Source organism: Vibrio sp. 1727 (assembly GCF_033344415.1).
Taxonomy (GTDB): Bacteria; Pseudomonadota; Gammaproteobacteria; order Enterobacterales; family Vibrionaceae; genus Vibrio; species Vibrio alginolyticus.
In genome coordinates this window covers 1-562 of the sequence record NZ_JAWPOT010000533.1, presented here as the reverse complement: position 1 = coordinate 562, position 562 = coordinate 1, and the positions used below count along the sequence as shown (strand labels likewise).

The window sequence follows — 562 nt, the reverse complement described above, 5'->3', positions numbered from 1 at the left end:
GTACTGTGGCCATTCAGCCACACCGATGATCACCACCAGCATCACGACCGCGTATTGGCTGTAAAAATCGCTGCCAAAGCTGGCTTTGAAAATGGCCGAGACGATGATCGCTACCATCATGGTTGAAAACGACAACTGCACATCTGCAAAACGCATCAAGAAGCTATCGATACGACCGCCGAAGTAGCCTGCCGACAAACCAATGATGATGCCCAGTACAAGCTGTAGACCGACCGCGAGGAAACCGATCGTCAGCGACAAACGAGAGCCGTAAAGAATGGTCGATAAAATATCACGGCCTTGCTCATCCGTACCGAGCACAAAGCGTTCTTCACCGCCGTCCATCCAAGATGGTGGTAATTCTGAATCCATGATATCGATAGATGTCAGATCGTACGGGTCAGTTGGTGCCAGAATTGGCGCCGCCAGTGCCAGCACCAAGAACATCAGAAACACCGTAAAACTCGCCATCGCCACTTTGTCGCGCTTGAAGTAGTACAAGAAATCCGAGTTTTTAAAGCGCTCCCACGCAGATGGAACGGCTGAAGGAGCAGCAGGAGTA

Annotated in this window: 1 protein-coding gene; it reads right to left on the bottom strand. The window is 51.1% G+C overall.

Going from position 1 to position 562, the window contains the following annotated elements:
• Positions 1–562: ABC transporter permease (locus R8O10_RS26765; RefSeq protein ID WP_318192167.1), on the bottom strand; the 562-nt coding region annotated here is incomplete at both ends.